General features: G+C 72.4%; 23 protein-coding genes, 1 tRNA gene and 3 pseudogenes. 12 read left to right on the top strand and 15 right to left on the bottom strand.

Features of this window, described 5'->3' with window-relative positions; genetic code table 11:
* Positions 1-9: 9 nt before the first annotated feature.
* A pseudogene (locus AMK25_RS23925) lies at positions 10-993 on the bottom strand (cobalamin biosynthesis protein); the annotation flags it as partial.
* A gap of 91 nt (positions 994-1084) precedes the next feature.
* Entirely contained in the window at positions 1085-1909 is an 825-nt protein-coding gene (gene ssb / locus AMK25_RS23920) for a single-stranded DNA-binding protein (protein WP_073830640.1), read from the bottom strand.
* Between the two features lie 286 nt (positions 1910-2195).
* Between ssb and AMK25_RS23915 the strand changes: the two genes are divergently transcribed.
* Entirely contained in the window at positions 2196-2606 is a 411-nt protein-coding gene (locus AMK25_RS23915) for an HPF/RaiA family ribosome-associated protein (RefSeq protein WP_073830639.1), read from the top strand.
* A 163-nt stretch (positions 2607-2769) separates the two neighbouring features.
* On the top strand, positions 2770-3786 hold the full coding sequence (locus AMK25_RS23910; protein WP_073830638.1) for an alpha/beta hydrolase: 1017 nt from the start codon (positions 2770-2772) through the stop codon (positions 3784-3786).
* Between the two features lie 20 nt (positions 3787-3806).
* On the opposite strand, the gene AMK25_RS23905 is transcribed toward AMK25_RS23910, so the two are convergent.
* The gene (locus tag AMK25_RS23905) at positions 3807-4541 is read right to left on the bottom strand and encodes a hypothetical protein (protein ID WP_073830637.1); all 735 of its coding nucleotides are present in this window, start codon (positions 4539-4541) and stop codon (positions 3807-3809) included.
* Between the two features lie 170 nt (positions 4542-4711).
* Between AMK25_RS23905 and AMK25_RS23900 the strand changes: the two genes are divergently transcribed.
* Positions 4712-4787: transfer RNA gene (locus AMK25_RS23900), tRNA-Arg, on the top strand.
* Between the two features lie 3 nt (positions 4788-4790).
* On the opposite strand, the pseudogene AMK25_RS23895 reads toward AMK25_RS23900, so the two are convergent.
* Both AMK25_RS23895 and AMK25_RS23890 read right to left on the bottom strand, forming a co-directional pair.
* A pseudogene (locus AMK25_RS23895) lies at positions 4791-5000 on the bottom strand (tyrosine-type recombinase/integrase); the annotation flags it as partial.
* 56 nt (positions 5001-5056) lie between these two features.
* Positions 5057-5419 (bottom strand): hypothetical protein, encoded by a 363-nt coding sequence (locus tag AMK25_RS23890; protein WP_073830636.1) that lies wholly within the window; start codon positions 5417-5419, stop codon positions 5057-5059.
* Between the two features lie 325 nt (positions 5420-5744).
* On the opposite strand from AMK25_RS23890, the gene AMK25_RS23885 reads away from it, so the two are divergent.
* Entirely contained in the window at positions 5745-6464 is a 720-nt protein-coding gene (locus AMK25_RS23885; protein ID WP_073830635.1) for an SDR family NAD(P)-dependent oxidoreductase, read from the top strand.
* A 419-nt stretch (positions 6465-6883) separates the two neighbouring features.
* On the opposite strand, the gene AMK25_RS23880 is transcribed toward AMK25_RS23885, so the two are convergent.
* The 4 genes and pseudogenes from AMK25_RS23880 to AMK25_RS23865 all read right to left on the bottom strand — a co-directional run bounded on the left by AMK25_RS23880 (position 6884) and on the right by AMK25_RS23865 (position 9541).
* Positions 6884-7207: a hypothetical protein gene (locus tag AMK25_RS23880; RefSeq protein ID WP_073830634.1), complete on the bottom strand. Its 324-nt coding sequence runs from the start codon at positions 7205-7207 to the stop codon at positions 6884-6886.
* Entirely contained in the window at positions 7198-8130 is a 933-nt protein-coding gene (locus AMK25_RS23875; RefSeq protein WP_198937662.1) for an alpha/beta fold hydrolase, read from the bottom strand. The genes AMK25_RS23880 and AMK25_RS23875 overlap by 10 nt, the downstream gene beginning before the upstream one ends.
* Before the next feature lie 119 nt (positions 8131-8249).
* A pseudogene (locus tag AMK25_RS23870) lies at positions 8250-8789 on the bottom strand (barstar family protein); the annotation flags it as partial.
* Between the two features lie 26 nt (positions 8790-8815).
* A complete protein-coding gene (locus tag AMK25_RS23865) occupies positions 8816-9541 on the bottom strand; it encodes an SDR family oxidoreductase (protein WP_073830633.1) in 726 nt (241 codons plus the stop codon).
* 74 nt (positions 9542-9615) lie between these two features.
* On the opposite strand from AMK25_RS23865, the gene AMK25_RS23860 reads away from it, so the two are divergent.
* Positions 9616-9972, top strand: coding sequence for a MerR family transcriptional regulator (locus AMK25_RS23860; RefSeq protein WP_073830632.1), 357 nt, complete (start codon positions 9616-9618; stop codon positions 9970-9972).
* A 15-nt stretch (positions 9973-9987) separates the two neighbouring features.
* On the opposite strand, the gene AMK25_RS23855 is transcribed toward AMK25_RS23860, so the two are convergent.
* Positions 9988-10848 (bottom strand): aminopeptidase, encoded by an 861-nt coding sequence (locus AMK25_RS23855; protein WP_073830631.1) that lies wholly within the window; start codon positions 10846-10848, stop codon positions 9988-9990.
* Between the two features lie 123 nt (positions 10849-10971).
* Between AMK25_RS23855 and AMK25_RS23850 the strand changes: the two genes are divergently transcribed.
* A complete protein-coding gene (locus tag AMK25_RS23850; RefSeq protein WP_073830630.1) occupies positions 10972-11418 on the top strand; it encodes a hypothetical protein in 447 nt (148 codons plus the stop codon).
* On the opposite strand, the gene AMK25_RS23845 is transcribed toward AMK25_RS23850, so the two are convergent.
* Both AMK25_RS23845 and AMK25_RS23840 read right to left on the bottom strand, forming a co-directional pair.
* Entirely contained in the window at positions 11415-11825 is a 411-nt protein-coding gene (locus tag AMK25_RS23845; RefSeq protein ID WP_073830629.1) for a pyridoxamine 5'-phosphate oxidase family protein, read from the bottom strand. The two genes, AMK25_RS23850 and AMK25_RS23845, sit on opposite strands and share 4 nt — an antisense overlap.
* A gap of 42 nt (positions 11826-11867) precedes the next feature.
* Complete coding sequence (locus AMK25_RS23840; protein ID WP_073830628.1) at positions 11868-12308, bottom strand: Rv0361 family membrane protein; 441 nt, start codon at positions 12306-12308, stop codon at positions 11868-11870.
* Positions 12309-12519: 211 nt separating this feature from the next.
* Between AMK25_RS23840 and AMK25_RS23835 the strand changes: the two genes are divergently transcribed.
* From AMK25_RS23835 to AMK25_RS23820, 4 genes are all read left to right on the top strand, one after another.
* Positions 12520-13695 carry a sensor histidine kinase gene (locus tag AMK25_RS23835; protein ID WP_073830627.1) on the top strand — a complete coding sequence of 392 codons (1176 nt, stop codon included), beginning with the start codon at positions 12520-12522 and terminating at the stop codon, positions 13693-13695.
* Entirely contained in the window at positions 13685-14881 is a 1197-nt protein-coding gene (locus AMK25_RS23830; RefSeq protein WP_073830626.1) for a hypothetical protein, read from the top strand. The genes AMK25_RS23835 and AMK25_RS23830 overlap by 11 nt, the downstream gene beginning before the upstream one ends.
* Entirely contained in the window at positions 14851-15567 is a 717-nt protein-coding gene (locus AMK25_RS23825) for a response regulator transcription factor (RefSeq protein ID WP_073830625.1), read from the top strand. Before AMK25_RS23830 ends, AMK25_RS23825 begins: the two co-directional genes overlap by 31 nt.
* Before the next feature lie 74 nt (positions 15568-15641).
* The gene (locus AMK25_RS23820; RefSeq protein ID WP_073830624.1) at positions 15642-16385 is read left to right on the top strand and encodes a hypothetical protein; all 744 of its coding nucleotides are present in this window, start codon (positions 15642-15644) and stop codon (positions 16383-16385) included.
* A 282-nt stretch (positions 16386-16667) separates the two neighbouring features.
* On the opposite strand, the gene AMK25_RS23815 is transcribed toward AMK25_RS23820, so the two are convergent.
* On the bottom strand, positions 16668-17420 hold the full coding sequence (locus AMK25_RS23815) for a lysophospholipid acyltransferase family protein (protein ID WP_073830623.1): 753 nt from the start codon (positions 17418-17420) through the stop codon (positions 16668-16670).
* A gap of 99 nt (positions 17421-17519) precedes the next feature.
* Here AMK25_RS23815 and AMK25_RS23810 point away from each other — a divergent pair, with 99 nt between their 5' ends.
* A complete protein-coding gene (locus AMK25_RS23810; protein WP_073830622.1) occupies positions 17520-18179 on the top strand; it encodes an alpha/beta hydrolase in 660 nt (219 codons plus the stop codon).
* A gap of 9 nt (positions 18180-18188) precedes the next feature.
* Entirely contained in the window at positions 18189-18578 is a 390-nt protein-coding gene (locus AMK25_RS23805) for a VOC family protein (RefSeq protein WP_073830621.1), read from the top strand.
* Between the two features lies 1 nt (position 18579).
* Here AMK25_RS23805 and AMK25_RS23800 read toward each other — a convergent pair whose 3' ends face one another.
* Both AMK25_RS23800 and AMK25_RS23795 read right to left on the bottom strand, forming a co-directional pair.
* Positions 18580-20640 (bottom strand): amylo-alpha-1,6-glucosidase, encoded by a 2061-nt coding sequence (locus AMK25_RS23800; protein ID WP_073830620.1) that lies wholly within the window; start codon positions 20638-20640, stop codon positions 18580-18582.
* Entirely contained in the window at positions 20640-21011 is a 372-nt protein-coding gene (locus AMK25_RS23795) for an SCP2 sterol-binding domain-containing protein (protein WP_073830619.1), read from the bottom strand. The genes AMK25_RS23800 and AMK25_RS23795 overlap by 1 nt, the downstream gene beginning before the upstream one ends.
* Positions 21012-21156 lie beyond the last annotated feature (145 nt).

Genomic DNA, 21156 nt, shown 5'->3' with positions numbered 1-21156 from the left:
CGCTCGACCGAGGACGCCCAGCGAGGCCCGTCCGGCCGCTCCGGCCAGGCGCCCGACGGTCACCGGGTAGAGCGCGGCCAGGCCGAGCGCGGCCACGCCGACCGCGCCGGAGATCCGCGCGGCCCGCTTCAGGTGCCGCGCCTCGGGGCGGGGACCGTCACCGAGGAACGGCCGGGTCTCGGCCCGGCCGAAGTAGACGTTGCGCCCGCCGAGCCGGACGCCGAGCGCGCCCGCCATGGCCGCCTCGCACTGACCGGCGTTCGGGCTCGGGTGGTCGGCCCGGTCCCGCCGCCACACCTGCCAGGCGGCGGCGCGGTCCCCGTGCGCGGCCGGCGCGACCGCCACCGTGAGCAACCCGGTCAGCCGGGACGGCACCAGGTTCAGCACGTCGTCCAGCCGGGCCGCCGGGGTGCCGAAGCGGACGTACCGGGGCGAGCGGTGGCCGACCATCGCGTCGAGCGTGTTGGCCGCCCGGTAGCCGAGCAGACCGGGCAGGCCCGCGACCGCGCCCCAGACCAGCGGGGCGACCACGGCGTCCGAGGTGTTCTCGGCGACCGACTCGACCGTGGCACGGGCGAGTTCGGACTCGTCCAGGGCGGACGGGTCCCGCCCGCAGAGGTTGCCGAGGCGGGCCCGGGCAGCGGGCAGGTCGGCCCGGCCCAGCGCCCGTGCCATCACCCGGGACTCGTGCCGCAGCGTGCGCCCACCCAGCACCGTCCAGGTGCCGGCGGCGACCAGCGCGGCCCGGGCCACCGGATGACGGCGGGTCGCCAGCGCGGCGGCGGCGCCGAGCAGGACCGGCGCGCCGACCGCCACCGCCGTGAACGCCGCGCCCGCCGACCGGTCGGGGCGGTAGAGCCGCTGTTCCAGCGCACCAGCCGCCCGGCCGAAGCCGGCCACCGGATGCCACCGGCGAGGGTCACCGAGCAACGCGTCGAGCGCGTAGCCCGCCACCAGTCCGGTCGCGTTCGCCATGGCGGTCGCCTGCCGCACCCGTCACCACCTCCGGCCGGCCAGCCTAGTCGTACCGCGGGGTGGTGACGCCGATGTCACCACCCCGCGCCCCCGTCGGACGAAGGGACTGTCAGGCGGGCACCGGGGTCCGTCGCCGGCTCCGGCGCCCCGACGCGGTCCCGCCCGGGCTCGCGCCGCCCGGCTCGCCCTCACCCGGCCCGGAACCACCCGGTCCGCCGACCTCCGGCGCTGCGACCTCGCCCAGTTCGTCGTCCTCGGCCGGGGCCGGCCCGTCGTCCGCCACGTCGCCCAACTCGTCCTCCTCCGCTGCCGGGCCACCCGAACCGGGGTCGAAGCCGGTGGCCTGCCGCGCACCGGGCCGGTCGTCGAACGGGTCGGGCTCGCCCACCCGCTCGACGGTGCCGACGAGCCCGACCCGGCCGCCGCCGTGCTCCGGGGGCGGGAAGTCGTCGTCGAAGGGCCGGTCGTCGAAGGTGGCCGGGGCCTGCCCGTCGGGCACCGGCTCGGTCGTCTCGCCGTGCACCCGCTGCTCGGCCTCCGCGTCCTCGACCGTGCTGGTGGCCGCACGAGGCTGGTTGCGCAGGAACCGGGCCCGGCCGCGGGACAGGTCGTGCCCGACGGCGACCGCCTCCAGCTCGTAGAGCGTGCGGTGGGTGCCGGACTCGTCGGTCCAGTCCCGGGTGTAGAGACGGCCGGCGACGATCACCGGGTCGCCCACCGCCACCGAGGACGCGACTCCCTCGGCCAGGCGGCGCCAGCAGTTCACCCGTACCCGCAGGCTGTTGCCGTCGACCCAGCGGCCGCTGTCGCGGTCGAGCCGGCGGGCGGTCGAGGCGACCTTGAAGTTGGCCACCAGCGTTCCGCTCTGGGTCGTCCGGCGCCACTCCGGCGCGGTCAGCACATTGCCGACGATCGTGACGTACGTATCGAACATCGCCCCTCCCAGGGATCGACTTGTCCCGGTGAGCGTCGTCCGGCCGCCTCGCCCGGACCACCCGCCCACCCCGTGCCTGTGGATGACGGACCGCCCTGTGGACAACGCCCTGATCAAGGTCCCGATCTGCTAGGTCAACCGGCCCTACGCGCCTGACCTGCGGCGACGCATGATCGAGTGGAGCCGGCAAGCAGGCGTTCCGGAATCGCGCCGGTTGGGTAAGTACTTGATCAACCGAGAGAAAGGGAGCTCCGATGCTTCTCCGAGACGTCCGCGAGGCAGCGCGATGAGCGCCGTGGCGAACCCCGCGACCGTGGCCGAGTGCCTGCGGGTCGGCGCCGGGTTCTCCCAGGGCGACCGCAACTGGATCGCCGAGCAGTTCGCGACCCTGGACACCCGGCTCGCCGGCTTCCACGCCGACGCCACCGAGCTGGAGGTGTCCGTCAAGGATCGCGAGGCCCGGGGCCAGAAGGTCACCCTGGAGTGCTGGATCGCCGGTCGGCAGAAGATCGTCACCACCTCGACCGAGGAGGATCTGCACGCCGCGCTCAACGACGTCCGGGACGACCTGCGCCGCAAGCTCAACGACGCGAAGACCCGGCAGGAGCCGCGCAACAACAAGCACCTGCGCGCCGTCGACCAGCCCGAGGTCGCCCCGTTGCAGGACGCCGAGCGCGAGGACGCCGAAACCGTCTGAATCCTGGCACGGCCCGCCCGCACGGTGCCGGCGGGCGGGCCGTCCCCGCGCTGAGGCGTTGTTAACAAGGGGCCCTTCCTCTACCGGATGCGTTAACAAGGGGCCCCTCCTTACAACCCAGCACCCCTACCGCCGGGTAGCGCGGCGGCGTACCGTCGCGGTCGTGGAACCGGACGTGCTGGGCGCCCCCTACGAGCGGCGGACGATCGACCTGGGCACCGACGACGAGGGGCCTGTGGTCGCGACCCTGGTGCGACGGCGGGCCGACCGCCCGACCGGTCGCGCCGTGCTCTACGTGCACGGCTTCGTCGACTACTTCTTCCAGACCCACGTGGCCGACTTCTTCGCCGAGCGCGGCTGGGACTTCTACGCGCTCGACCTGCGCAAGTACGGCCGCAGCCTGCTGGCGCACCAGACCCCGAACTTCTGCCGCGACCTGAGCGACTACTTTCCTGAGCTGGACGCCGCCGCCGAGATCATCCGTGCCGAGGAGGGCCACGACACCCTGCTCGCCATGGGCCACTCGACCGGCGGCCTGATCATCTCGCTGTGGGCGCACGACCGCCGCGACGCCGGCCTGGTCGACGGCATCGTGCTCAACAGCCCCTTCTTCGACATCAACGCGCCCTGGATGGTCCGCCGGCCCCTCGCGGCCGCCGTCTCCCGCCTGGGCCGCAGGGCGCCGCAGCGTGTCCTGCCGTTCGGCCTGGGCACGGTGTACGGCGAGAGCCTGCACGCCGACCACCGGGGTGAATGGCGGTACGACCTGGCCTGGAAGCCGCTGGCCGGGTTCCCGGTCCGGGCCGGCTGGATCAGCGCGATCCGCGCCGGTCAGCGCCGGCTGCGGGCCGGGCTGGACATCCCGGTGCCGGTGCTGCTGGCCTGCTCGACGCGCAGCTTCCGAGGCACCAAGTGGCACGACAGCGCCACCGGCGCCGACGCGGTGCTCGACGTCGAGCACATGGTGCGCTGGGCGCCCCGCCTCGGCCACCACGTCACGCTGGCCCGGTTCGACGGCGGGCTGCACGACCTCACGCTGTCCAGTCCCGGCGTACGCGAGAAGGTCTTCGCGGAGGTCGGACGGTGGGCGGAGGGGTTCCTCCGCGCCGGGCCGACCGAACCGGAGCCCACGACGCCGCCGTCCCCGCGACGGCCGGCCGACGCGACCGCCGAGGGCTGAGGCCGGACCGCCTCGCCGCTTCAGTCGGTGACGACCGCCGCGAGCGCGGCGCGGATCCGGTCGAACGTGGCGACCGGGTGCCCGCCCGCGCGCGACGGCAGCACCACGCCCAGGCAGCGCAGCGCCGGTCCGCCGTCCGGCCCGGCCTCGACCGCGAACACCGGCGCGCCCACGTACCCGGCGGGCAGCTCCGTGGTGACCCGCACCTCGTCGCCGTCCCGGGCGACCCGCTCGACCACCGCTTCCAGCGGACGCGACCCGTCCTCGCCCGCACCCAAAGCCAGCACGAACGCCGAGGCGGGCGCCACGCCGATCCGGGCAACCGAGTCGGCCGGCGCGGCCACCGCCTCGGTGACCTGCTGGGTACGCCAGCGCCAGCCCCGATCGTCGGCCCAGCCGTGCAGGCCGCCGGTCGGCATCGCGGCGAGCCCCAGCTCCGGCAGGTGCAGCCAGTGGTCGGCGAAACCGGGCAGCTCGATCGGCTCGTCCGCCCCCTCGGCCGGCTCGGTGACGCTCGGCCGCAACCCGATCTCCCCGTACGCCCGCTCGGTCAACGCGTCGGCGGTGAGCAGCCACTCGTGCGCGATCTCCCCGTCGTCGGTGGCGCCGACCAGCTCGCTGTAGAAGAAGGCGGTGCCGAGGACGCCGGCCGGCGCGCCCGGCCCGTCCGAGCCGGTGACGGGAAGGATCGCCCGTCCGAGGAGCTGACACAGCTCGAAGACGATCTCGTTCTCGGTTTCCTGGTCGAGCAGCATCCGACGAGGGTACGGATCGCGTCCCGCCCGGCCCGCGCCGGACCCGCCGGAACTGTGGTGCCGTTCCGGACCCCGGCGTGGGACGCTGAGGGGCGGAACGGACGCGCCGACCCGTACCCCCGGGCGGGCGGGGAGCGGCGGTACCCTCTTGGCGCGACGACCGTCGGCGCGCGCCCGTAGCTCAGCGGATAGAGCAGGGGACTTCTAATCCCAAGGCCGCAGGTTCGAATCCTGCCGGGCGCACCACCGTTACCACAGGTCGGCGGCTCCCCGCTCCCGGTCGAATCTCGTCAGCCCGATCTGGCTGTGACCGAGCACCTTCATCACCGTCCGGGGCGGGGCACCGGAGACGAGCAGGAACGTCGCGCAGGCGTGCCGCAGTTCGTGCAGCCTGAGCCAGTCAAGGCCAGCCGCAGCCCGAATCGTGTGCCACGTCCGACTGCCCGACGAGGAGATCCGCCTCCCTTGGCGGCGGGGTTATGCGCACCGCGCGTCAGTGAAGCCCGGCGCGGCGCTCAGGTCCGCTCGGAGGACTCGCCCAACATTGCCCCGCCAGCCGGACCCACACCCGCAGACGCACGAGGGCGAGGGATCGCGGTGGCGCTCAATGCCAGGACCGACAAGAGTGTAAGAGCCGGGTGGATCAGCAAGAGTTCGACCCGGATGTTGTAGCCCTTCCCTTGCATGGCCGCCTCGTACAGCGCGTAAAGGGCCCACAGGCAGGACATAACGAGGCAGGGCCACTCGCGCAGCTGACGTTCTCCAAGCAGCCGGGCAAGGAGAGCCAGCAGCCCGGGAACTGCTAACGCGGCTGCGATAAGCAGGATGCGCCCCGGTCGCTCAACCAGCGACGGGTGGAAGATCAGCCGGCCGATCACTCATACACCCCTCGCTCGGTGTGCGGTCTATCATGGACAGACGCATGCCGACTATAGGCGTTCCCGCACGGGACTTCCGTCGGCTGCACAAACAGCGGCCCACTGCTGTGCGATACCTGCCAATTCCGGCGAACAGGCCGACTCGTCCGCCGCCCCGGAGGTGACGACCATGAGGGCGACGCTGACCTCCAATCCTGCCGGGCGCACCCTCGCCACCGCAGGTCGGCGGCTTTCCGCTCCCGTCGGGACGATCACCCCCCGTACAGGCATTCGTACAGCCGAGTCCTGTTGACCTCAACCAGAGTTCAGATGCTTCACTTCCGCCATGAATCTTGACGGCCTGCGCGTCGCCATCACCGGTGCCGCACGTGACACCGGACGACTACTGGCCGAAGCCTTCGCCGAGCGCGGTGCACAGATATTCCTCTCGGCCCGCGACCTGGCTACGGCCGAGCATGTTGCGGATGGGATCAGCCAGCGGGGGCCAGGGCGGGCTGATGCATTTCACTGCGACCTCGCCGTACCGGAGTCGGTGCGCGCGTTCGCTGCTGCCATGGCCGAACAGACGAAGCACCTCGATGTGCTGATCAACAATGGTGCCCCGTACATCGAAGGCGACGACTTGGGAGACGTCTCGGACGACAGAATCGAAAGCGTGATGGCTGCGGGCGGGACCGGCACCATGTTGTTGACCAAGAATCTACTGCCGCTGTTACGGGCATCGTCGCGGCCCGACATCGTCAACATGATCTCCGCATGCGGCGAGGTGGGACACCGCCGCTCGGGTGCACATCCCGCCTTCTACGCGGCTAAGCATGCCCACGCCGGACTCGCTGAGATCCTGTCGCACCGGCTCCGGCCAGAAGGGATCCGGGTAATCTCACTGTTTCCGCCGGACTTCGTTCAGGACGGGCCCCGACAGGTAAACAGCGACCTCACCGCGCGATCGGTCATCGACTGCGTGCTTTTCGCGGTCGGCCAACCACGAGACTGTTTCATTCGCGAGTTCCACTTCGAGCAGGTTCGGCAGGCGTCCATACCCTGACCGCTCACTGCGCGAAGCAGCCCGAGCCCGGCCGAGGGCCCTCGGCAGAGATCCGCTCTTGAGACTGTCACCGTCTGAACCAAGGTCAGGTGCGCGGAGCTGCCGCAGAGCGTCCGCAGCCAGTTGAAGAAATATGACGCAAGGTGTCAGGTTTTGGGTGAAGCATGGGTTCATCGGCGGCGCCGGCGAGAGGCGCGGACCACGGCGCAGATAGATGCGGAGAGACCTGATGGATGGCTCGCCCGAGTCTTCATCACCGTCGAGGCGGGGAAACAAATGACGTCGCTCGACTGGCAGCTATCCGTACGGCCAAGCCCGCCCGCTGACACCGAGGCTGACCGACAACGAGGACGCGAGCAAGGTGGTCGGCGATCACGCGCGTCTCCCACCGCGTTCCGATGCGATGCCGGGTCGCCGGCTTAGCCCCCACCAGCGCCGAGGTCCAGCACGAACGGGGAGCCGGGGCGCTCCGGCTGCCATCCCCGCTCAAGCGCCTGCACGATGGCGCTTGCGACCAGCGAAGGGAGCACCGGAGAGGCCGCGGCGCTCATCCAGTTGTCCGGTCGTGGTGATGCGAGTCGGACGACGAGGGTGGCGCAGTCAGCCAGATCCGCCCGCTCGACGGCGAAGCTCAGCGGCGACCAGGTCAGACCCTGGCTGTACGTCGGCTTCCGGCGGACGAGCCAGCGGTAGCGGTCACCGCCGACGACGATGGACCGACTGCCCCGCTTGTTCAGCGCCACTGATCCTCCAGCCGGGCAACCAGCGCGGCGATCAGGTCGGGGTGCTCGTCGGTGACGAGATGGCCGGCGGCGGGAAGGATGTCGGCGTCGACATTGATCCGTTGTCGTGCTCCTGCGCGCAGTCGTTCCGGGGGCAGGAACACGTCATGGTGTCCGCTCGCGACCACGACCGGCATCGTGTGAGCGGCCGCCGGTACGAGGTCATCGGAACTCACCGGACGGGCGTTCCGGGCGACCAGCGTCATCCACTCCACCAGTTCGGCGCGGGGCTCTCGGCCGGGAGCAGACAGGATGCGTAGCAGTCGACGGCTCGAAGCATCTCGTGGCCGCACCAGCCATGCCAGGAACGCCAGCAGGACACGGGGTGTGATCCGGAGCCGGCACAATCCGCCTGGAGACACGGCGACCTTGCCCCGAATCCGGGAATGATCTGCGGCGAGCGCGACGGCGCCGCCGAACGAATGCCCGAACACCACGACCGGCCCGGCGGTGGTCTTCTCGATGACCTCTCCCAGCCATGAGCCGTACCAGGTGAGCCGGCCACCGGCGGTGCCCGCTTCATCAGAGCTCAGCCCTGGCTGGCCCGGAATGTCGGCGGCGACCACCCGGTAGCGCTGAGCCAGGGCAGTGAGCAGCGGCAGGTAGGCGGCCGCGCTGAAGCGGTCGCCAGCGATGAAGACGACTGTGACCGGGCCTGCGCCGACGGAGACGACGTGAGTGTCTTCGGCCTGGGCGCGAATCACGCGTCGGTCGTGCGGGACCGGCCACGCGCTCAGCTGTTCCTCGCACCACTGGCGGATGCCGTCCCGGCCCGCGGCGGTTCGATAGATCGAGGTCACCGCTGCATCCTGCATCAGGGTGATCGGAAGCGCCACGAGCTGCAAGGTGACGAAGGCGAGCGGTACGCCTCTGCCGGCGTCCATCCGCCCGGCCGTGACGCACTGCGCTCCGGGACCTACCGGCTCGGACGGATCCGGCCAAGTGCTCGCCGTACGGCCAGGACCACCCGCCCACGCCGGCCGCCGACCGGGCCGGCCGTTCCGGGCTCGTCCGGTCGGCGGGCGGCGTCCGCCCACTCCGCGTCGTTCCAGGTCGCGGGTACGGCCCCGACCGGCTGGAACCGGATCTGCGGGTCGTTGCTCTGCACGAGACACATCAGGCGCCGGCCGAACAGGCCGGCCCGGCGGGAGTGCCGTGCCATGGTGTCCAGCACGATCTGGGCGGACCTCGGGCAGTGCGTGGCGAACGTGTCGTAGCCGGTGAACACGAGGGCGAGGCCGGTTGCCTCGGGCGGCCAGCCGTACTCCTGGCGTACCACGTCACGCATGCAGTCGTTGAGGGCGTCGAGGTTATGCCCGTAGTAGCCGGGGAACGCGAGCACGGCCGCCACGTCCCGGTGCATGGCCTCCTCGGTCGTCCAGCCCGAGGCGTCCAGGTGGGTGACCTGGTAGCCGTGATCGCGCAACCACCCGGTGGTCCGGTCGAGGACCGGCATGTGCCAGAAGAGGGTCACCGGTGTGTTGCTCAGGAGGCGGAAGCCCACGTCTGCGCTGAGATCGGCCTCCGCGTCGAATGCGGCCACGACCGGGACGGTACAGCCAGGCCCGATCAGGCCGCCAGCGCCGCCAGGGCGCGGTCCATCGCGGCGTTGAACTCCTCGGGCTTCAGCGTCAGCCGGGACTTGACGTCGCGGCTCCACTGGTCGGCCAGCACCTCGGCGGCGCCCGCCTCGACACCGTCGAGCGCCGCGTCCGCCAGATCCGACGGCGCGATCTTGTCCACGGGCCAGCCCGCTGACATGTCGGTGTCGGCCAGGCCGAGGTGTACCGCCGTCACGAGCGTGCCCTGCTCGGCGAGTTCCAGGCGTACGCCGTTCGTCATGGCCCAGGCGGCGGCCTTGGTCAGGTGGTACGCGCCGGCGCCCCTGGTCCCGAACCACGACATGGCGGAGAGGACGTTCACGATCGCGCCCCCGCCGTTGCGGCCCAGCGCCGGTGCGAACTCCCGGATCATTGCCAGGTGGCCGAGCACGTTGGTCTCCACCTCGTGTCGGACCGCCTCCAGCGAACCGGTCACCAGGTCGGTTCCGGTCTGGATGCCCGCGTTGTTGACGAGCAGCGTGACGTCCGGGGCGGCCTCGGCGACGGCCCGTACGGATGTGGCAGTGGTGATGTCGAGCGGCAGCACCTCGACCCCGGGCAGGTCGACGGTTTCCGGCCGGCGGGCGGTCGCGTAGACCTTGCGGGCGCCGCGTTCGAGCAGGCGCTGGGCGAAGGCGCGGCCCAGGCCGCGGTTGGCTCCGGTGACCAGGGCTACCGAGTTGTTGATGTCCATGCCCGGTACGCTAAAACCTGACGTTGACGTCAGAGGCAAGTGCTGTTCCCCCGGACCGGAGTGAGAGGAGCCACATGCCCGAGCTGATCCGCATCGGCGAGGTGGCGCGCGGCGCCGGTGTCTCGGTGCGCGCCGTGCGCTACTACGAGGAGCAGGGGCTTCTCGTCCCCAGGCGCAGTCCGTCCGGCCAGCGCCTCTACCGGCCGGACACGGTCACGCTGGTCCGCTTCATCCAGCAGATGTACGCCGCCGGCCTGACCAGCAGCCGGATCGCGGAACTCCTGCCGTGCTGGGACTCCGGACACACCGACCCCGGGCAGCGGGCCATGCTGCGCGCCGAGCGCGAGCGCATCCAGGCCAAGGTCGACGAGCTCCGGGCCGCCCTGGACCGCCTCGACGAGGTCATCGCGATCACCGACAACCACCCGTAGGCGGCGGCCCCGGGCCTAACACGGCTGTCGGCCCTCGGTCTCGCGGTGGGCGCGCAGTGCGCCGACGACCGCCAGCCCCACGCCGCCGAGAGCGACAGCCGTCTCCACCGCCGGGGACACCCGCAGGGCGCCTCCCGCCGAAGCGCCCACGCTCACCATGATTCCCGGTTGCAGGAAGGCGTCCTCGGCGGGCTTGACCAGGGTCCACCAGCTCGCCCACGTGGCGGCGAGGTCCGAGCAGATCCGCACGGCCACAAGCGATAGCAGGACCATCCCCGCCGGGAGAAGCACGCGTCGGTCGCCCCGCCGTCCGGACCACGCGAGCACCCCGGCGGTCACGAGCGCGGCGAGCAACGCCGGCCACACGGCCGCGAACAGGTCGGGCAGCGGCGGCCCGCCGGGCGTCAGCGCCACGCGCGCCACGCACCAGACGAGCACGGCGACCGCCAGGGCCGTCGTCACCACACCCCGCCGCCCGCCGCGTGCCGGCAACGCCGACACGGCAGCCCACAGCAGGAGTACGCCGAGCGCCAGGCCCCCGGCTGTCAGCCGCTGCCGGTCCATGCCGTCCTGCCAGCTCTCCAGCAGATACGCCCGCCCCGCAGCCTGCCCTCGTGCCGGCTCGCCCGCGTCCGCCGCCTGCTCCCCGTACCAGCGCAGGTTCGCCACCGTCACCAGGGCGAACAGCCCGGCACCGGCGGCGACGCGCCACCTCACCCGGGGAGAGCCGGAGGCGGTGAGCGCGTGCCCGCACAGCGCCGCCAGCGTGACCACTGCCCACAGAAGCGACGCCTCCCGCATGGCGAGCAGTGCCGCCCCGACCGACAGCAGGCCCGCGACGACCGCGCCGACTCGCAGACCCGCCGACAGACGCATGGCGGAGAGAGTGGCACAGGAATCCTGGGCGCGTTGACCCGCCGGTTTCGTCGGTGGTGTCGGGCATGATCGCGTGCGCCGCCGCACGATGGCGGTCGACGAGCGGGATCACCGGGAGGCAGCGTGGGCGCATCGGGATGGACCTACTTCGTGGCGTACCAGCCGGATGCCCAGGCCGCGTTGGACGAGCTACGCCGACAGGTCTTCGAGGCCGGCGACTACTGGTGGGCGGTGCCGGGCGAGTTCGGCGCGTCCGCCGCCGACTTCCCGGACCGTCCCCGCAGCGAGGAGGATCTGTGGGCGGACGAGCGGGTGCAGGAGTCCGGCACGCACTCCATCCTGGACATGTCGCGGGTGCTGGCCGACGGCGAGGAGCCCGACTTCGGGACGTTCCAGCGGGTGACCGAGGCCGAGGCGCTCGCGCGCGCGGGCGCCGCAAGGCCGACCCGCGCTCACGTCGAGGCGCTCAAGCCGCTGGCCGAGCAGCGCTGGTTCGGCCGGTACGCCGTGCTGCACGACGAGGCGGGTACCCCGAACGAGATCTCCTTCTGGGGGTTCTCCGGGGACTAGCGTGCCCGGCCGGCGAGCAGCCACCGCCGGACGGGCACCTCCAGCAGCACCCGATCCCCGTCCGGTGTGACCGGCTGCCGGATGTCCCATCCCCCGTACTTCTCCGCGAACGCCGCGACGACGCCGGGCGGGAAGCCGGCGCGGTGTACGCGGGCCTCGCCCTCCGCGACGACCGGGTGGACGCCGTCCTCCAAGGCGAGCGAGACGCGGGAGTCGGCCGACACGTTGCGGGCCTTGACACTGCGCCCCTCGCAGCCGATCCACCAGACGCCGTCGGCGTAGACGAACCACACGGGCGTGACGTGCGGTGAGCCGTCACGGCGCAGCGTGCAGAGCCAGACGTTGCGCTCGCGGGCGAGCCGGTCCTCGACGGCCGGCGGGAGCGGTGTGGTGGGAGGTGAGGTCATGCGACAAGTGGATCAGGCGTGGCGCGGAGGCTCGCGAGCGGCTCACTCGCAGATCCGCCACTCCCCGTCCTCCTTGACCATCGGGAACGACTGGGTCACGTTGGTGCCGGTCGCCGGCGTGAAGCGGATGGTCGTCGAACCGCTCACCCGCCCGTTGTTGTTCGACACGTTCAGCCCGGTGATGTCGTAGCCGGTGAACTCCGGCTGGGAGGACTGCTGCTGGGCGAATTCGGCCTCGCTGACCCGGTCGCGCACAGAGGAGCAGAGCTGCCGGTACGCGGCGGGGTAGTCGCGGTCGACGATTGCCTCGGCATAGGTCTCCGCAGTGGACCGGGCCGGGCCGGTGGCTTCCTGTACGACCCGGAAGAGGAAGAAGCCGCCGAGCACACCGCCGGAGCAACAGACCGCCAGCACCACGCCGAGCACGATGAACAGGGTTCGCTTGGACTTCTTCGGCGGCACCATGGCCGGCTGGTATGCCATACCCGGCAGGGTAGGAAACGCGAGCAACGGTAAACCGGATGCCGCTACTCCGCTTCTCGGCGGCGCGCGACACTGGACCCCGGCTGCTTTACGGCGGAGCGAAACTCGTCAAGCACCAAGGGTGACCAGTGCCGACAAACCGTGTTATTCTCCGGCGTCAATCTATGCCGTGCGGACCCGGCCGGGTCGCTGCCGGAAGGACATCTCCCCGATGCCGGTCGCTGCCGCCATGCCCCTGCCCGGGTCTCCCCCGGCCCGTCCAGCGGGCGAGGCGTTCGCCCTCATCTTCACGACGTTCCCTGCGCTTCTGCGGCTCACCTGCGGCCTGGTCGGCGCGGTGGTCGCGCTGTCGGTGCGGACGCCGCCGGTGCGGGTGGCGCTGCTGATCCCCGCTGTCGTCGTGCTCACCGCCTGGTCGGTCTGGTACGCGTGGCGGGCGTTCCGGCACGGCATCGACGGCCCGCTGGTGGCCGGCGACGTCGCGCTGACCACCGCCGCCGCGTTCGCCGTCCCGTGGCTGGTCGCGCCGGAGGTGCTGCCGGGCGAGGCGAGCTGGATCGCGGTACTCGCCAGCTCCACGGTGATCAACGCGCAGGCCACCGCCCCGGCGCGCTGGTCGGTGCCGGCCGGGCTGCTGGTCACCGCCGCGTACGTCACCGGGGCCACCCTGGCCGGCAATCCGGTCGAGGCGCGGGCGCACGCCGGCACGCTGCTGGTGCAGACCGGAAGCGCGGCGGTGATGACAGCGGTGATGCGCCGCCGGATCGCCCGCGCCGACGCCGCGTTCGCCGACTACCAGCGGCTGTCCCACGAGGCGGTGGTGGCGCGCGCCGCCCGCGAGGACGAACGGCGGCAGAACCGCGACCTGCACGACACCGTGCTGGGCACGCTCACCATGGTCGGCCTCGGCGCCGTGCCCGACTCGGCGACGTTGCGCGAGCGGTGCGCGCACGATCTGCGTACCCTCACCGCCCTGGCGGGAGCGCGGTCCGCGGCCGCGGCCGGCGAGGCCGACCTGGACGGACGATTGCGCGAGATCCTCGCCGGGATGTCCGAGCCGGTGGTGGCCGCGACCCTGGAACCGTGCCGGCTGCCGGCGGAGGTCGCCACGGCGCTCGCGGACAGCGCCGCCGCCGCGCTCGCGAACGTGGCGCGGCACGCGCCCGGCGCGGCTGCCTCGCTGCGCCTGTCCCGCGAGGGCTCCGCCGTCGTGGTCGAGGTGGCCGACGACGGTCCGGGCTTCGATCCCGCCACGGTCCCGGCCCACCGGTACGGGCTGCGCGAGTCGATCCACGGGCGGATGGCCACTGTGGGCGGACGTGCGGTGGTGACCTCTGCCCCTGGCGCGGGCACCCGGATTCGGCTGGAGTGGTCCGATGGCGACTGAGTCGGGTACGGCGGTGACCGCCGACTCCGTGCTGCGCCCGCTGCCCCGGCAGCGGGTGGCGACGCGCCCAGCGCCGGCCACGGCCCCGCCGGAGGCGCACGCGGTGGCCGACGCGTCCGACGGGGGCGCCCGGCTCGCCGTGATCGTCATCGCGGCGGCCTGGCACCTGGCGGTCGCGCTGCCGGCGGTGTTGCGGGCCGGACAGGGCATGGCGGCGCCGACCGTGGTGGCGGTGGGCTGGCTGGTGACCGCGCTGGTCGGGGTCGGGGCCGGCGTACGGCTGCTGCGCGGCGGGCTGCCCCCGGCCCGGAGCCTGGCCGTGGCGCTGCTGGTGGTCGACGCGGCGGTCGTCGCGGGCGCCGGCGAGCGCTTCCTGTTCAGCACCGCCAACTGGGTGTGGGGCGGCCTGGCCTGGTTCTTCCTGCTGGCGCTCTGGCAGCGGCCGGTGCGCTGGCTGCTGGTCATGCTCGCCGCGCACGGCGCGATCGCGATGACGGCGGTGGTGCTGTACGGCGCGACCGCGCCGGCCGATCTGAGCCGGGCCACGATGTACGTTTACGGCACCTCCACCCTGCCGGTGGCGGTCTTCGTCGGCGCGGCGGCGATCACCGCGCAGGCCCGCGACCGGGCGGCCACCGCGGCGGCGGCGCTGGCCGTGGCGGCGGAGCGGGAGGCGGCCGAGCGGGCCCGCACCGAGCGCCAGGAGCGGCTGGCTCTGGTCAGTGGTACCGCCGAGGAGGTGCTCGCCGAACTGGCGGCGGGCGACGCCGACCCGGCCGATCCGGCGGTGCGGCGGCGGGCGGTGCTGGCCGCCGCCCGGCTGCGCCGGCTCATCGCCGAGTCGGACGACGTGCCCGACGCGCTGCTGCACGAGTTGCGCGCGGCGGCCGACCTGGCCGAGCGCAACGGGCTGCCGATCGACCTGGTCGCGGTCGGCACGCCGCCGGAGCTGCCGGTGGAGATCCGGCGAGGGCTGGCCGACCCGCTGACGGCGGCGCTCGCCGCGGCCGAGGGCTGGGCCCGGCTGACGGTGGTCGCGGGACCGGACGAGGTGGTGGTCAGCCTGGTGACACCGGACCACGACGGCCCGGACGAGACAACGACCGGTGGGGGTGGGCCGGTGGAACACCTGCACGAGCGGGACGGGGAGATCAGATGGACGCAGACCCGCTGGCGGCGGACGTGAACGCCGGGTGGCCGATCGGGGTGGCGATCGTGGACGACCATCCGGTGGTGATCGACGGGGTGCGTGCCTGGCTGGCCGGCGAGCCGCGGTTGCGGGTGCTGGCCACCGGCGACGACCCGGACGAGGTACTGCGGGCCGCGCCCGACGCCGAGGTGGTGCTCCTCGACCTGCGCCTGCACGGCCGGATGGTGCTGGACAAACTGGCCGAGCTGAGCGCGGCCGGGCGCCGGGTGGTGGTCTACTCCGAGCACAGCGACCCGCCGACCATGCTGGCCGCGCTGGACGCGGGCGCGGTGGCGTTCCTGGCCAAGCACGAGGGACGCGAGCACTGCGTGGCCACCGTGCTGGCGGCGGCGCACGACCGGCCGTACGTGCCGCCCGCGCTGGCCGGCGCGATGGTCGGCGACGCCCGTCCGGATCGTCCGGCCCTGTCCGACAAGGAGCGTGAGGCGCTGCTGTTGTGGTTCCAGTCGATGTCGAAGGCGTCGGTGGCGCGCCGGATGCAGATCAGCGAGCACACAGTGAAGCAGTACGTCGACCGAGCGCGGATCAAGTACACCCGAGCGGGGCGTCCGGCCGCCACGAAGGCGGCTCTGCTCGCCCGGGCGATCGAGGACGGACTCGTCCGACCGGAAGATATCGGCATCTACCGGTCGCAGGCGTCGGCCGACCGGCCGACCCCCTAACAGGTGTCATGACAATCACCCTACGAATCCGGCAGGCTCCCTGATACCGCCAACCGTCACCGGGAGGTCGTACCGTGCCGGAGGACGCCGCACCATTCTTCGTCGGGCCGCATCGGTTCGACGCCGACGCCGACCCCACCCGTCCCGTGCTCGACCGGCGTTACGCGCTGGTGCCCGAGCCGGGTGAGCGCATGCTCGGGCACCATCTGCTGCGGGTCGCCGGTCACCTGCTGGGCCCCACCGAGGACGTCCGCTGCTGGGCGCTGCCCACGCCGGCGACGATCACCGTGACCGACCGCCGCCTGGTGTACGTCTGCAGTGGCTCCGAGTTGTCAGTGGTCCCCGGGCGGGACAGCCGGACGGGTGCCCGGCACCGGCGTCCGGTCCGGCTGTCCCGCCTGGTCAGCGGTCAGATCCGCTGGCAGTGGCCGTCCCGGCTGGAACTGGCCGACCTCGGCGACGGCACGGCCGAGTTGCGCGTGGTCTGCGACGCGCTGCGCACCATCCGGCAGCCGGCGCTGGCACTGAGCGGCCCGGTCGGGCCGGTCACCGGGCTGGCCCGGCAGGTACGCCGCTCGGTGGCCGGATACCGCCTGGCCAACCCCGATCTGGTCGACCTCTCCCCGCCGGAGCGGGACGTGCTCACCACCCGGGTCGCCGCCTCCCCCGGCCCGATGCTCGGCACTGTGACGCTGCCGGGCTCGCTGCCGGTGGAGTTCCTGTCCCGCGACGACTACTACCGTCCGCCGGTGGCCGAGGCGTCGCCGTGGGCACGGTCGGACGCCCCGGCCCGCGATCAGCCCGGTTCCGCCTGCTGACCCTCCCTCGAGCGCGCATCCTCTGCGGCATGGAGGTGCATCCTTGCGCGGTGCGGCTGCCCTCAGTCAGCGGAACAGGTGAGCGTTCTCGGCGGCCCATTCCTCGTATGTGCGTGGTGGGCGGCCGAAGATCTCGGCAACGGAGGCACACCACTAGATGAGACGAACGTTCTACGTCATGAGATCTGTGTAGATCTTGGTACGAAAGGGCCGTCATGGGGGCCTTTTCGTACCAAGATCTACCGAGCCGAGCCGAGCCGAGCCGAGCTGCGGACCGCGGGGTCAGGAGGCGCTGCGGGTGCGGCGCTCGGAGCGGTCCAGCTCGACGGCCTCCTCCGGGGTGGGCGCGCTGCCGCCCAGGTGGGCCGGCTGCCACCAGGTGTCGTCCGGGCCGGACGGCTGGTCCGGGTACTCCCGCTGGGCCCGGTCGACGAGCGCCGACAGGCGGGTACGCAGGTCGGCGGTCATGACCGTGGCGTCCGGGTAGGCGGCCGGGTCCATCGGCTCGCCGACGATGATGGTGATCGGCGTGTGGCGGCGGGTGAGCGTGCGCGGGCGTCCCTTGGTCCACAGTCGCTGCGTGCCCCAGAGCGCCACCGGCAGCAGCGGCACGCCGGCCTCCTGCGACATCCGGGCCGCGCCGTTCTTGAGGTCCTTGACGGTGAAGGAGCGGCTGATCGTCGCCTCCGGGAAGACGCCGACCACCTCGCCGCGGCGCAGCGCGCCGACAGCGCTGGCGTACGAGCCGGCGCCGGCGGAGCGGTTGACCGGGATGTGCTTCATGCCGCGCATCAGCGGACCGGACACGCTGTGCCGGAAGACACTGTCCTTGGCCATGAACCGGACCAGCCGCTTGGCCGGGTGCGCGCCGTAGCCGCAGAAGATGAAGTCGAGGTAGCTCACGTGGTTGGACGCGAGCACCGCCCCTCCGCTGCGCGGCACGTGGTCGCTGCCGGACACGTCCAGGCGCAGGTCGAGCAGGCGGAACATCGTCTTCGCAGCGGTGATCACGGGTGGGTACACGAGTTCCGACATGGCGAAACTTTACCCCGAGTAGGTTACGCGACCGTAGGGCCGATCTGCCCTCGGCAGACCGGGCTCGCGCAACGGGCCGGGTGCGGCGACGATGGCGCCATGACCGAACGCGCCGTCCTGCTCTGGATCCACGGCGGAGGCTGGCGGGCCCGCGCCGAGGAGGACGGCGCGGCGCTCGCATCCCTCGGGCTGCGCGTGGTCGAGGCCACCTACCGGTTCTCCCACCAGGCACGCTGGCCGGCCCAGCTCGACGACGTACGCGAAGCCGCGCGCGCCGCGCGGACCGGAGCGGACGGCCCGCCGCTGCTGGTGGGCGGCGACTCGGCGGGCGGGATGCTGGCCCTCCAGCTCGCCCTGCGCGGGGTGGACCGGCCCGGCGATGTGGCGGGCGTGCTCGCGTACTGGGCGCCGGTCGACCCGCTCGACCCGGAGCAGCGGCGCCGGCGTGCCCCCGGCGACGACCCGTGGACCGACCTGCTGGGCCACCCGCCGGCCGCGGGCGACCCGGCCACCGCCGACGCGACAGTGGCCACCCACCTGGGCTCCGGCGTGCCGGTGCTGCTGGTCCAGGGCCGCGACGACGAGGCGGTGCCGGCCGCCCAGTCGGTCGAGCTGACCGCTCGGCTGCTCGCCGCCGGCCACCCGGTACACGTGTGGCTCACAGACGGCGGTCACGCGCTCGACCTGGACCGGCCCGACCTGCGCGCGGTGGCCGCCGCGTTCCTGGACAGCGTCCTGCCCGCCGTCGCGGACGACTAGGTTCGAGGCATGCCCGACCTCGCCGCGATCGTCATCCACTGCCGCGACCCCTACCTGCTCGCGCCGTTCTGGAGCGCGGTCACCGGGTTGCCGGTGGTCGAGGAGGACCGGGTCAAGCTCGCCGAGGGCACGCTCGCCCCGGCCGAGGCGGTGCTGCTGCGCGACCCGCACGGCCGCCGGCCGGACCTGTGGATCAGCCCCGCCGCCGAGCTGCCGGAGCCCGGCCGGATCCACCTCGACCTGGTCGGCGACGCCGAGGAGCGGGCCGCTGTGCTGGAGGCGGGCGCGACAGTGGTGCGCGAGCTGCCGCGCTGGACCGTGCTGGCCGACCCGGAGGGCAACGAGTTCTGCCTGCTGCCGCCGAACGAGGCGCACAGCGCGCCGCCGCCCGGGCACTGACTCAGTCGGCCGGTTCGTCGATGTTGAGCCGGCCCCGCGCGAACGCGTCCAGCCGGCCCCAGCGGCCCGGGATGTCCAGCAACTCGATGCGTCCCATGCCCACCGGCAGGCCCGGATCCACAGCCAGGTGCCCCTCGTGCGGCTCCAGGCCCAGCATGGTGCGGATCAGCAGCAGCGGGGCGCCGGTGGACCACGCCTGCGGACTGCACGCGGTCGGGTACTCCACCGGGAACTTCGTCAGCTCCCGCTGGTAGCCGCCGAACGCCTCCGGCAGGCGGCCGTCGAAGTAGGTGGCCGCGTCGAGGATGCCGTTGGCCACGGTGGCCGCCTCCTCGGTGAAGCCGTACCGGCGCAGGCCCCACGCGACGAACGAGTTGTCGAACGGCCAGATCGTGCCGTTGTGGTAGCCGATCGGGTTGTAGCGGACCTCGCCCTCGGCCAGCGTCCGCACCCCCCAGCCGGACCAGAGCCGGGGCCCCACCAGGTGCTCGGCGACGCTCGACGCCCGTTCCTCGTCCACGATCCCGCTCCACAGCAGGTGACCGATGTTGGAGCTGAGCACGTCGCACTGGCGCCCGTCCGGGTCCAGCGCCAGCGCGTAGAAGCCGCGGTCGGCGACCCACCAGTCCTGGTTGAAGCGCCGCTTCAGCTCCGCGGCCTCACGTTCGAGCTGATCGGCGTACGTGTGGTCGCCCCAGAACTCCCGGGCCAGGCGGGCCGCGCGCATCTTCGCGTCGTACGCGTACCCCTGCACCTCACAGGTGGCCCGGGGAAACGGCGGCAGCGTGCCGTCGGCGTACGAGATGGAGTCCCACGAGTCCTTCCAGCACTGGTTCTCCAGGCCGGTGTCGGTGTTGCGCCGCTCGTACCAGATGTAGCCGTTGCCGATCAGGTCGGCGTACTTGTCGATCCACTTCAGCGCGGCCCGGCACTCCACTTCCAGCTCCTTGACCAGCGCGCCGTCGCCGCTCCACCGCTCGTACTCGTCGAGCAGCACCACGAACAGCGGGGTCGCGTCCACCGAGCCGTAGTACGGCGAGTGCGGCTGCTCCTCGAACGCGGCGGTCTCGCCGTAGCGCATCTCGTGCAGGATGCGCCCGGGGTCCTCGTCCCGGAAGTCGTCGAACCGGGTGCCCTGGAGCGCGGCGAGGATCCGCAGCGTGGTCCTCGACAGATCCGGCGCGAACGGCAGCACCTGAAGACAGGTGAGGATGCTGTCCCGGCCGAACATGGTCATGAACCACGGCAGGCCGGCGGCCGGCAGCGTCTGCCCGCCGAGCGACAGCGGCGAGAAGCGCAGCGCCGCGAGGTCGACCAGGCTTCGCCGGTAGGTCGAGGCGAGCTCCTCGTGCTCGCTGTTCAGCTTCGGCGCCCGGCTGATCCACTCCTCCAGGTCCTGCTGGAGCGCGAGCCGCTCGACGCCGTGCGCGCGCAGCCCGATCCGCAGGTCCCGGCCGCCGGGACCGATGGCGAACGTCTGCACGTCGATGACGGCGTCCCACTGCTCGTTGGGTTCCAGCCGCAGGCTCCAGGCGAAGCCGCGTTTGTCGTAGCGGGCCGGCTGGTTGGCGGAGACGACGGTCTCGCGCCGGAAGTTGCCCCGCCGGTAGCCCAGGCGCAGCCGGTCCGACTCGGCCTCGGCGTACAGCTCGCCCTTCTTGTTCAGGATCTCGTCCTTGATCTGGAAGAGGTCGGCGAAGTCGGACCCGGCGTCCATCCGGATCTCCAGGTCCACTGCCTTCTCGTCGTGGTTGAGGATGGTCAGCGTCTCCCGGAAGCTGCCGCCGACCGCCCGCTCCCGGATCACCGACAGCTTCGCGTCGATGTAGTGCGTGGCCACGCCGGGCACCAGGAAGAACCGGGCCTCGTAGTACTGCAGGTCGTCGTAGGACAGCGTGTTGAGCCGCTCGCCGTTGACGGTGAGCACCCACTTCGACAGGTAACGCGTGTCGAGCGAGAAGAGACCCGTCGGCTCGTTCGGCGTGGCCTCGATGTCGCCGGTGTCCTCGCTGACCACGAAGGTGTTGCCGTCCAGGATGCGGACGGTGTTTGCCCCGGGCATCAGGCGTCCCTCCCACTGAACGTGTGACGTGGTCCCCGGGAATCCGGCGGACCGGGGAAGACCCGCTCGACCTGCAACACCAGCCGCAGGTCACCGACGACTGTCATGTCGCCGCGCAGCAGCGCCGCGATGGCGTTCTCCTCGCCGCCGACCATCTCGGCGAAGAGGCGGGGCTCGGTGCCGACCACGGTGTCCGCCTCGCCGTCCTCCTGCCGGACCCGCAGGTTGCCCCGGTCGATCTCCAGCAGCCAGTGCGTGGTGTGCGGGCCCTCGTGCAGGTCGAAGCGAAGCGTTCCGGATGTCTTGACCAACAGAGGCTCGAACCCCCGCCGGTCCAGGTCCTCGAAGAATCTTGTGGCCATGTCCACCATCCGGGCGACTCCTCCCGCGATCTGCGGTCTTCCGTCCGAGATGCGGTGTGCCCACCCGTTCCCCGGTCAACCTCGCCCGATCCGGGTGAGCGCGGCGCCGCGGGCGTGACGCGAGACGCCGGCCCCCGAACCGGGAGCCGGCGTC

This window comes from Micromonospora sp. TSRI0369 (assembly GCF_001905625.1).
In the GTDB taxonomy this organism is placed as follows: domain Bacteria; phylum Actinomycetota; class Actinomycetes; order Mycobacteriales; family Micromonosporaceae; genus Micromonospora; species Micromonospora echinospora_A.
The sequence above is the reverse complement of the archived record's forward strand: the minus strand, read 5'-3'. Positions and strand labels throughout refer to the sequence as shown.

Coding starts and splice junctions, on each gene's coding strand:
- ssb (WP_073830640.1), bottom strand. CDS start 1,909: ATGTTCGATACGTACGTCACGATCGTCGGCAATGTGCTGACCGCGCCG.
- AMK25_RS23915 (WP_073830639.1), top strand. CDS start 2,196: ATGAGCGCCGTGGCGAACCCCGCGACCGTGGCCGAGTGCCTGCGGGTC.
- AMK25_RS23905 (WP_073830637.1), bottom strand. CDS start 4,541: ATGCTGCTCGACCAGGAAACCGAGAACGAGATCGTCTTCGAGCTGTGT.
- AMK25_RS23885 (WP_073830635.1), top strand. CDS start 5,745: ATGAATCTTGACGGCCTGCGCGTCGCCATCACCGGTGCCGCACGTGAC.
- AMK25_RS23875 (WP_198937662.1), bottom strand. CDS start 8,130: ATGGACGCCGGCAGAGGCGTACCGCTCGCCTTCGTCACCTTGCAGCTC.
- AMK25_RS23865 (WP_073830633.1), bottom strand. CDS start 9,541: ATGGACATCAACAACTCGGTAGCCCTGGTCACCGGAGCCAACCGCGGC.
- AMK25_RS23860 (WP_073830632.1), top strand. CDS start 9,616: ATGCCCGAGCTGATCCGCATCGGCGAGGTGGCGCGCGGCGCCGGTGTC.
- AMK25_RS23855 (WP_073830631.1), bottom strand. CDS start 10,848: ATGCGTCTGTCGGCGGGTCTGCGAGTCGGCGCGGTCGTCGCGGGCCTG.
- AMK25_RS23845 (WP_073830629.1), bottom strand. CDS start 11,825: ATGACCTCACCTCCCACCACACCGCTCCCGCCGGCCGTCGAGGACCGG.
- AMK25_RS23840 (WP_073830628.1), bottom strand. CDS start 12,308: ATGGCATACCAGCCGGCCATGGTGCCGCCGAAGAAGTCCAAGCGAACC.
- AMK25_RS23835 (WP_073830627.1), top strand. CDS start 12,520: ATGCCGGTCGCTGCCGCCATGCCCCTGCCCGGGTCTCCCCCGGCCCGT.
- AMK25_RS23830 (WP_073830626.1), top strand. CDS start 13,685: ATGGCGACTGAGTCGGGTACGGCGGTGACCGCCGACTCCGTGCTGCGC.
- AMK25_RS23825 (WP_073830625.1), top strand. CDS start 14,851: ATGGACGCAGACCCGCTGGCGGCGGACGTGAACGCCGGGTGGCCGATC.
- AMK25_RS23815 (WP_073830623.1), bottom strand. CDS start 17,420: ATGTCGGAACTCGTGTACCCACCCGTGATCACCGCTGCGAAGACGATG.
- AMK25_RS23810 (WP_073830622.1), top strand. CDS start 17,520: ATGACCGAACGCGCCGTCCTGCTCTGGATCCACGGCGGAGGCTGGCGG.
- AMK25_RS23805 (WP_073830621.1), top strand. CDS start 18,189: ATGCCCGACCTCGCCGCGATCGTCATCCACTGCCGCGACCCCTACCTG.
- AMK25_RS23800 (WP_073830620.1), bottom strand. CDS start 20,640: ATGCCCGGGGCAAACACCGTCCGCATCCTGGACGGCAACACCTTCGTG.
- AMK25_RS23795 (WP_073830619.1), bottom strand. CDS start 21,011: ATGGTGGACATGGCCACAAGATTCTTCGAGGACCTGGACCGGCGGGGG.